Source organism: Pseudomonas sp. FW300-N2A2 (assembly GCF_017351735.1).
Lineage (GTDB): Bacteria > Pseudomonadota > Gammaproteobacteria > Pseudomonadales > Pseudomonadaceae > Aquipseudomonas > Aquipseudomonas migulae.
In genome coordinates this window covers 73,688-82,384 of record NZ_JACNDU010000025.1, presented here as the reverse complement: position 1 = coordinate 82,384, position 8,697 = coordinate 73,688, and the positions used below count along the sequence as shown (strand labels likewise).

Annotated in this window: 9 protein-coding genes; all 9 read right to left on the bottom strand. The window is 58.3% G+C overall.

The genetic code is table 11. The features are described from left to right. Positions 1–1,223: 1,223 nt before the first annotated feature. A complete protein-coding gene (locus J4E42_RS23635) occupies positions 1,224–1,829 on the bottom strand; it encodes an START domain-containing protein (protein WP_008040859.1) in 606 nt (201 codons plus the stop codon). Positions 1,830–1,869: 40 nt separating this feature from the next. After that, positions 1,870–2,124, bottom strand: coding sequence for a YkgJ family cysteine cluster protein (locus tag J4E42_RS23630; RefSeq protein WP_207286298.1), 255 nt, complete (start codon positions 2,122–2,124; stop codon positions 1,870–1,872). 165 nt (positions 2,125–2,289) lie between these two features. Then, positions 2,290–2,763: a translation initiation factor 2 gene (locus tag J4E42_RS23625; protein WP_207286297.1), complete on the bottom strand. Its 474-nt coding sequence runs from the start codon at positions 2,761–2,763 to the stop codon at positions 2,290–2,292. A gap of 95 nt (positions 2,764–2,858) precedes the next feature. Then, positions 2,859–4,298 (bottom strand): PLP-dependent aminotransferase family protein, encoded by a 1,440-nt coding sequence (locus tag J4E42_RS23620; protein ID WP_207286296.1) that lies wholly within the window; start codon positions 4,296–4,298, stop codon positions 2,859–2,861. 325 nt (positions 4,299–4,623) lie between these two features. After that, positions 4,624–5,436 carry an OmpA family protein gene (locus J4E42_RS23615; RefSeq protein WP_008040863.1) on the bottom strand — a complete coding sequence of 271 codons (813 nt, stop codon included), beginning with the start codon at positions 5,434–5,436 and terminating at the stop codon, positions 4,624–4,626. After that, on the bottom strand, positions 5,433–5,789 hold the full coding sequence (locus J4E42_RS23610; protein ID WP_008040864.1) for a DUF4398 domain-containing protein: 357 nt from the start codon (positions 5,787–5,789) through the stop codon (positions 5,433–5,435). The genes J4E42_RS23615 and J4E42_RS23610 overlap by 4 nt, the downstream gene beginning before the upstream one ends. Before the next feature lie 9 nt (positions 5,790–5,798). After that, complete coding sequence (locus tag J4E42_RS23605) at positions 5,799–6,635, bottom strand: ABC transporter substrate-binding protein (RefSeq protein ID WP_207286295.1); 837 nt, start codon at positions 6,633–6,635, stop codon at positions 5,799–5,801. Between the two features lie 127 nt (positions 6,636–6,762). Then, positions 6,763–7,692, bottom strand: coding sequence for an electron transfer flavoprotein subunit alpha/FixB family protein (locus J4E42_RS23600; RefSeq protein WP_008040866.1), 930 nt, complete (start codon positions 7,690–7,692; stop codon positions 6,763–6,765). Beyond that, entirely contained in the window at positions 7,693–8,442 is a 750-nt protein-coding gene (locus J4E42_RS23595) for an electron transfer flavoprotein subunit beta/FixA family protein (protein WP_007942046.1), read from the bottom strand. It abuts the gene before it with no gap. Positions 8,443–8,697: the final 255 nt, after the last annotated feature.

Genomic DNA, 8,697 nt, shown 5'->3' with positions numbered 1-8,697 from the left:
TACCGCCACAGCCGCCGAGGCGGCCTGAAAGCCGACCTGGCTCCTCAGTCGTGTGCACTCTCCCGCACTGTGGTGGCTGCACTAGTCTTGGATGTTTGCACATTCCCCCTGTAGGAGCCGGCTTGCTGGCGATAGCGGTGGATCAGTCATCTGTTTATTGACTGGACAGACGCCATCGCCAGCAAGCTGGCTCCTACAGGGGAAATGCATAGGTGTCTGGATGAATACGATCAACTGTAGGAGCCGGCTTGCTGGCGATAGCGGTGGATCAGTCACCTGTTTATTGACTGGACAGACGCCATCGCCAGCAAGCTGGCTCCTACAGGGGAAATGCATAGGTGTCTGGATGAATACGATCAACTGTGGGAGCCGGCTTGCCGGCGATAGCGGTGGGTCAGTCACCTGTTTATTGATTGAACGGACGCCATCGCCAGCAAGCTGGCTCCTACAGGGGAAATGCATAGGTGTCTGGATGAATACGATCAACTGTGGGAGCCGGCTTGCCGGCGATAGCGGTGGATCAGTCATCTGTTTATTGACTGGACGGACGCCATCGCCAGCAAGCTGGCTCCTACAGGGGAAATGCATAGGTGTCTGGATGAATACGATCAACTGTAGGAGCCGGCTCGCCGGCGATAGCAGTGGATCAGTCACCTGTTTATTGATTGAACGGACGCCATCGCCAGCAAGCTGGCTCCTACAGGGGAAATGCATAGGTGTCAGGATGAATACGATCAACTGTAGGAGCCGGCTCGCCGGCGATAGCGGTGGGTCAGTCACCTGTTTATTGACTGGACGGACGCCATCGCCAGCAAGCCGGCTCCAACAGGGAATCGCGTACGCTTTTGATTTCCACCACTCATCAGGTCGAGCGTTAGCTCGCCTTCCGCTTTTGATCTGAGCGCCCCCTCGAGAGGCCGAGTGGAGGTTCTGCGCAGTGGGCACCGCGGCAAGGATGCCGCGGTAGCCGCCCCCGGCCATGGATGGCCGATGGCGGCGGGCCCACGGAGCAGGACCGGAGCGAGGGTATGGCGAGCATTAGCGAGCCACCGAACGAAAGGGGCAAGAGCCCTTGGTTACTTGGGGCTTTTCCAAGTGACTCGCTGTAAAAGCGAAACCATAAGCCGCCATGACCACAGCAACGGATATGCACACCAATCAAACAAACCCGCAAAAAAAAGCCCCGATCAAATCAGGGCTTTTTATAGAAAGAAACAAAGCGATTACTTCTCGGCACGCTCTTTCAGGGCCTTCAAGGTATTGAACGGCGCATCAACCACAAACTTGTTGGCAATCATCGAAGGCACGCTACCACCCGGCTCAGTGTGAACCTGATAGGTCACTTCAATCTGGTCACCCTTGGGCACGAACTTCCAGAACCCATCAACCTTGGCAACCCGCACAAAACCCTTTTCCTCAGGAATATACTTCGGCACACCCTCAAGCTTACGGGTCAGACTGCCATCGGCGCCTACAGTAGTCGTGATATGCAGCACCGAATCACGCGCAGTCACCGGCCATGGGGTATTGAACTGGGTGTAGGTCCAGCTCTGATCGCCTTCATGCTTGAGCAGCTTCTGCTGCTTGCATTCGTGAATCCACGAGCAGGCGCCCGCCACGTCTTCCTGGAGTGCGCGCAATTTGGCCATGGTGGTTTTCATCAGGGTAACGCCCTGATAAGCCTTGTAGTCAGAGCCGGCCACTTCACTCAAGGACACCTTGATGCCGTCTTCATTCTTGGCCACCTTCCAGTCTTCGGCCTGTGCGGTGGCAGTCGCCAGCAAAACCGTCAAACCACACAGCACAGCCATACGATGCAGCGAACCCATAATCTTATTCCTTATTGTTGAAGTTCCGTTCGTTGACACATCACGCCGCCGTCATCTGCTCCCACCAGCCCAGTAATCTGATCGCTTCGTCACTGCTGCTTCCGCAAACTTCGACGTCGGCTTCAAACGCCGAACACACGGCCGGACGTTCCGGTTGGCCGAAAATACTGCACAGGTTTTCGGCAGAGAGTTGAACGCAACGTTCTCCGGCGGCTTTGCCATTGGGCATACCGGGAATCGGAGAACTGATGGAAGGGGCAATGCAACAGGCGCCACAGCCTTCACGGCATTTCATGACGACGAGCTCCTCGCGACGGGTGATGTGTTAAAGGACGGGGCACAGAGTAACCGCTAAAACAGTTGTTTTAAATTACCTGTCGCCGGGTTTTTACGCTCAAACCAGCGTGACTGACCAGTCTCCGACAAAGCGTCTGGCCTGCGGGTCACGCCGAGGAAGGATTTACTGCTTGAACTCCAATTCCAGCGCCGCGCCCTCGACTTCCCGACGCTCTTCGTTACGCAGTTGCAACTTCATTTCGTTGCTGATCAGTCGTCCGTTGAGCTGGAACGGAGAGCTGCCAGCCTTCTCACCGAACATTTGCGGCAACACGGCGTCGTGCCGGGGCAATGGAACTGTACCGACCGGCTTAAACTCTTCGGCCATTTCCTCAGGCAAGCTCAAATCCAGGTCAGCCGAAGGCAGTTTGGTTTTCACCACTTCACTGGCCGGTTTCGATTTGGAGGCAATGGGTGAACGTTTTTTCTGCGTAGCCGCTTTCTTTTTGACCGGCGTGGCTTTTTTTGCCGGTGCCGGTTTTTTCGATGTCGCGCTGGCGGCCGGTTTTTCCTGAACGGGAGCCGCCAGGACGCCTTCCGAATTGAAGGTTATCAACAGGCAGATCGACAACCAGGCGGCAGGAAAAATCGGTTTCATGGATCCAACGGGGAACGGCGCTATCGGCAGAGGGCCATATGCTCGCTCGTTGGACGCGACATGACAAGCTCGGGCAGGAATTACCCGCCCGCCCGTCATATTCCGCCGGCCATCTCCTGGCAAAGCTGGGTAGCCAGCATGCCCAGGGTCATCAACGCACGCTCGGCTTCGCGATTCCAGGGAATGCCGCAGTTGAGCCGAATGCAGTGATTGAACTGCTCGGTGTTACTGAAAATCAGCCCCGGTGCGATGCTGATGCCTTGCTGCAACGCGCGCACATGAAGTTCTTGTGTATTGACCCGCCCCGGCAGACTCACCCACAGAATGAAGCCGCCGGTCGGCCGGGTCATCTGCGTGCCTTCCGGGAAATACTGCTGTACCGCGAGCTGGAAAGCGCTGAGATTTTTGCGGTACTCCTGACGGATGTAGCGCAAATGCCGGTCGTAACCGCCATTTTCCAGATACGCCGCGATCCCCATCTGCGTAACGCTGCAAGCCGAATGCGTGCTGAAGGTCTGCAAGCGCTGGATTTCCTGCTGGTATTTGCCGGCAATCATCCAGCCAATCCGCACACCCGGAGACAGGGTCTTGGAGAAGCTTGAGCAGTAGATCACTCGATCCAGCCGGTCGTAAGCCTTGAGTGCCTTGGTGCGGCCCTGCTCGAACATCAGTTCGCCGTAGATATCGTCTTCGACCACCTGAATATCGAAATCCGAGGCCAGGCGCAGCAGTTGTTTCTGCCGCTCTTCGGGCATGGTGCCGCCCAGCGGATTGCTCAGGCGCGTGGTCAGCACCAGCGCTTTGATCGACCACTGATTCGCTGCCAGTTGCAAGGCTTCCAGGCTCATGCCGGTGGCCGGATCGCTGGGGATCTCGATGACTTTCAGGCCCAGCAGATCGGCCAGTTGCAGCAACCCGTAGTAGGTTGGCGACTCGGCGGCGATCAAGTCGCCCGGCCGGGTCAGCACGCGCAGGGACATCTGCAAGGCATCGACGCAGCCGTGGGTGATTACCACTTCCGACGGATCGACCACCACGCCGGCATCGCGCATGCGAATTGCCACTTGCCGCCGCAACGGTTCAAAACCGGGGCTGAACATGTAACTGAATGCCCGCGGGCTATGGAATCGGGTGACTTTGGCCAACTGCTGATGCAGCGCCCGCACCGGCAGGTAATCGACGCTCGGCACCGCCGCGCCCAAGGGAAACACGCCCTCACGACGGGATTCGACCAACACTTGTTGAATGATGCTGCTGCGGGTGACCAGGCCGGGACGTTCGACCCGGGCGATGTCCGGCGTCGGCGCAGTCAGGGCCGGCGTCTGGTGCACGTAGTAACCCGACTGCGGCCGGGCACGGATCAGCCCCTGATCTTCGAGATTGGCATACGCCTGCAACACCGTCGCATGGCTGACGTTGAGCTGCGAACTCATCTTGCGCACCGAAGGCACGCGCTCCCCCGGCTGATAGACCCCACGACGGATGTCTTCGGCCAGTTGTTGAGCAATACGTTGGTAGAGCAAGAGATTGGTCATGACGCAGCACTCGATTTCACGGGCATTTTATTCTTGTGTGAAACAATACCGGAACAGTTTAGAAGTGTACGGGGACAGTTGCCACAATAGTCGACGGTACAGTGCAGTGTCAGCAAAATCTGTACTGCTTTTTACTGAAAACGCGGAGCAGTTGGCAGGCGAAAAAAAACCCGGCGCTGACGGGCAGCCCGGGTTTGTAGGAGCCAGCTTGCTGGCGATAGCATCACCGCGGTGTTTCAGACGAACCGAAGTGATGCCATCGTCGGAACGCCGCCCGCAGCAAGCCGGCTCCTACAGAGTATGTGGTTTCAATCGGAATCCGCTATTACCGGGCAGCGCCGAGCAGGCCTTTTTCGTCGGAGAACACAATTTCCACCCGACGGTTCTGCGCCCGGCCCCGTTCCGAGGCGTTCGCGTCTACCGGGTATTCGTCGCCATAACCTTCGACCTTAATGCGTTTTTCGTCGATGCCCAGGTCCGTCAACACGTCCGCCACCGATTGCGCACGGTCACGGGACAGTTTGAGGTTTTCCTGCTTGCCGCCGGTGCTGTCGGCGTAGCCTTCGATGCGCACGACGCGCTTGGGATTAAGTTGCAGGAATTGCACGATCTTCAATACCACGCGGTTCGCCGAGTTTTTCAGCTCCGCTTCGCCGGTGTCGAACAACACGTCGCCGAGGGTCATCACCAGGCCACGGTCAGTCTGGGTCGTGGCCAGCGCAACAATCTGCTCTTCAAGCCACTTGCCCTGTTGCTGCACGCTCAGCAGTTTGGATTCGCGCAGGGCCAGTTGCAGGCGCTGGCGCTCCAGTTCGAGCTTCGCCGCGCGCTCTTCGTTGAGTACCTGATTGGTGTGTTCCCGAGCGATTTCGCTGTAGCGCCGGCTCAGGTAGGCGTAATGCAGTACGTCGGACCCGCTGCCCCAGTAGCTGGACAGTCGATCGGCACGGGCCAGGGATTCACCGGCACGGATCACGTCTTTCGGCGCGATTCGCAGCACGTTGGAATCTTCTTTCACCTTCTGAAAGTCGGCACCCGCTTCTTGCAACGCGGCTTCACTGTGCTGACCGGCGCAGCCATAGAGACTCGCACAACCAACAAGGATCAAGCCGCCGATAGCTTTGGACGTGAGGTTCATTGTGCGTCTCCCACTTGCTTGCGCAATCGAGTGATGCGGGTGTTGAGAAGATCCAGCTTCTCTTCACTTTTGAGCGTCAGGACCTTGGCTTCGGCCAGGCGCGCGTCAAGTTCGGCCTGTTCGGCGCGCATGCGTGCATGCTTGTAAGACTGATCGGCCATATCACCTTGGGCACGGGCGAATTTATCTTCGGCCAGTTTCATTTCAGGCACGTCGTCCGCGGTGGCCCCCACGGCTTTGGCTTGCACGAGCACCTGTTCGGTCAGGCGTATTTGTTCATTCGGCGCCGGATCGGCTGCACAACCCGCCAGAGCCAGAACGGCCAGGGCAGCGAAAAGAGGTCGAATACTCACTAAAAATCCCTACTGTTTTGGGGTACTGGCGGGTGGTTGCTGTGGCTGCTGTTGCTGCGCTTTCCAGCGCTCGATATTGCGTTGCAGCACGGCTTCCGTCAGTCCGGACGCGGGCAATTCTGTCATCTTTTTAGCCAGCTGTCCGCGCAACCACGGATCGTTGCAGGCAGAGTTATGGGAAACCGCGAGGAACAGGCCGGGTTTGTCGACCGGCTGCGGGCGCGCGACGAGGTCATTGGCCATGCTCAGGGCCTGTGCGGCTGCCATGCCCGAATAGCGTCCGGCGAGGACAAATTCCACTTCCCCCAACAGCAATTTCTGAAGGGCCTGGGTCAGGTTTGGAGTGCGTACGAGGGTCAATTGCTGCTCGGCAAACGTAGCGAATTCCGAGGTCATTCGAGACTTTTCCGACAACGCGCCGGGATGACCGTGAAGGTCCTGCGCCTGGTTGTAGATCAGTGGCGAGTCTTTTCGGGTCCAGACCAGGTAATCGTTTTCCAGCAACGGCGGATGGATGTAATCCAGGGTTTCCAGCTCACTGACCGTCAACGGCGCGTCGGCCAGCATGTCCATGCGCCCACTGCGCACTTCCTCCAGCGCCTGGGCGCGTTTGCCGGCATAGAGCATCTCGACCTTGATGCCCAACTGCCCTGCTACTTGTTGCAGCAGGTCGGCGCTGGCACCGATCAGGTGCTTGGGGTTTTGCGGGTCCTGCCACAGATACGGCGGCGCATCCGAGCTGCCGGTGACCACCAGTCGCTCACACTTGCCCGCTGCGATGGACAGCGTCGGCAACAGCGTCAGCCCCAGCAGCAATGACCAACCGAACACTCGATGCAGATCCATGGCAATACACTCCACTCAAACCCGGTTATATCCCCTGTAGGAGCCGCCCGCAGCCAGCCGGCTCCTACAGAAGAGCAAAAAAAAGCCCGACCAAAAGGTCGGGCTCTTTATAGGTCAAGCGGCTGGATTAGACCAGCTTCTCGAACTCAGGGATGGCTTCGAACAGGTCCGCCACCAGGCCGTAATCGGCCACCTGGAAGATCGGCGCTTCTTCGTCCTTGTTGATCGCGACGATCACTTTGGAGTCTTTCATGCCGGCCAGGTGCTGGATCGCGCCAGAGATACCGACCGCGATGTACAGCTGTGGAGCAACGATCTTGCCGGTCTGACCGACCTGCATGTCGTTGGGTACGAAACCTGCGTCGACCGCGGCGCGGGAAGCACCGACGGCAGCGCCCAGCTTGTCGGCCAGGGCGTACAGGTGTTTGAAGTTGTCGCCGTTCTGCATGCCGCGACCGCCCGAAACGACGATCTTGGCAGCGGTCAGTTCCGGACGATCGGACTTGGCCAGTTCTTCACCGACGAAGCTCGAAGTGCCGGCGTTGTGCGCAGCAGCAACTGCTTCAACGGCAGCCGAACCGCCTTCAGCGGCAACCGGGTCGAAACCGGTGGCACGCACGGTGATCACTTTGACCGCAGCGTTCGACTGAACGGTAGCGATGGCGTTACCGGCGTAGATCGGGCGCTTGAAGGTGTCAGCGCTTTCAACCGAGATGATCTCGGAGATCTGGTCAACGTCCAGCTGAGCGGCAACGCGCGGCAGGATGTTTTTGCCGTTGGAAGTGGCGGCAGCCAGGATGTGGCTGTAGCCCTTGCCCAGCTCGGCAACCAGTGGCGCGACGTTTTCCGGCAGTTGGTGAGCGTAGGCGGCGTTGTCGGCCACCAGCACTTTTGCCACGCCAGCTACTTTCGCAGCGGCTTCAGCCACGGCGCCAGCGCCCTGACCTGCAACCAGCACGTGGATGTCGCCGCCGATTTTGGCAGCAGCGGCCACGGTGTTCAGCGTGGCCGGGGCCAGCACTTTGTTGTCGTGTTCAGCAATAACCAAGATAGTCATTTAGATTACCTTCGCTTCGTTTTTCAGTTTCTCGACCAGTTCAGCCACCGACTTGACCTTGATACCCGCGCTGCGTGCAGCAGGCGCTTCGACTTTCACGGTCTTGTTGGTGGAGGCGGTAGAAACGCCCAAAGCGTCCGGAGTCAGCACTTCGAGAGGCTTCTTCTTGGCTTTCATGATGTTTGGCAGGGACGCGTAGCGCGGCTCGTTCAAACGCAGGTCGGTGGTGACGATGGCCGGCAGTTTCAGGGAAACTGTCTGCGCGCCGCCGTCGATTTCGCGGGTCACGGCAACGCTGTCGCCGGACACTTCGACTTTGGACGCGAAGGTGCCCTGACCGTAGCCGCTCAATGCAGCGAGCATCTGGCCAGTCTGGTTGTTGTCGCTGTCGATGGCCTGTTTGCCGAGGATCACCAGCTGAGGCTGCTCCTTATCGACAACGGCTTTGAGCAGCTTGGCAACGGCCAGGGAAGTCAGATCTTCAGCGGATTCGACGAGGATGGCGCGGTCGGCACCCAGAGCCAGCGCGGTGCGCAGTTGCTCTTGAGCGGTGGACGGGCCGATGGAGACGACGACGATTTCAGTCGCAACGCCTTTCTCTTTCAGGCGTACGGCTTCTTCCACTGCGATTTCGCAGAACGGGTTCATCGACATCTTCACGTTGGCGAGGTCGACGCCGGAATTGTCCGCCTTGACGCGAACCTTGACGTTGTAATCCACAACGCGTTTGACAGCTACAAGAACCTTCATGGATTCCTCGTTACTCTCCGGTGAAAAGAAAGTCGCCTAGGCGAACCTGGCGGTTGATGCTCATCGGGCGCAAGGGCACCTCTAAAAACGCCGGCATACGTGTCAAGTGACCATCGCTCATGACGTTGATGACCGTTCGTCAGTGGTGACCAACAAGTCATTAAATATCGTGGCGTGTAAACTGCGCGCCAACACTGCGCTGCACATCACCTTGTACTGCCATCGCCCTGTCTTTAGAGGTGCTCTTGAAACCAA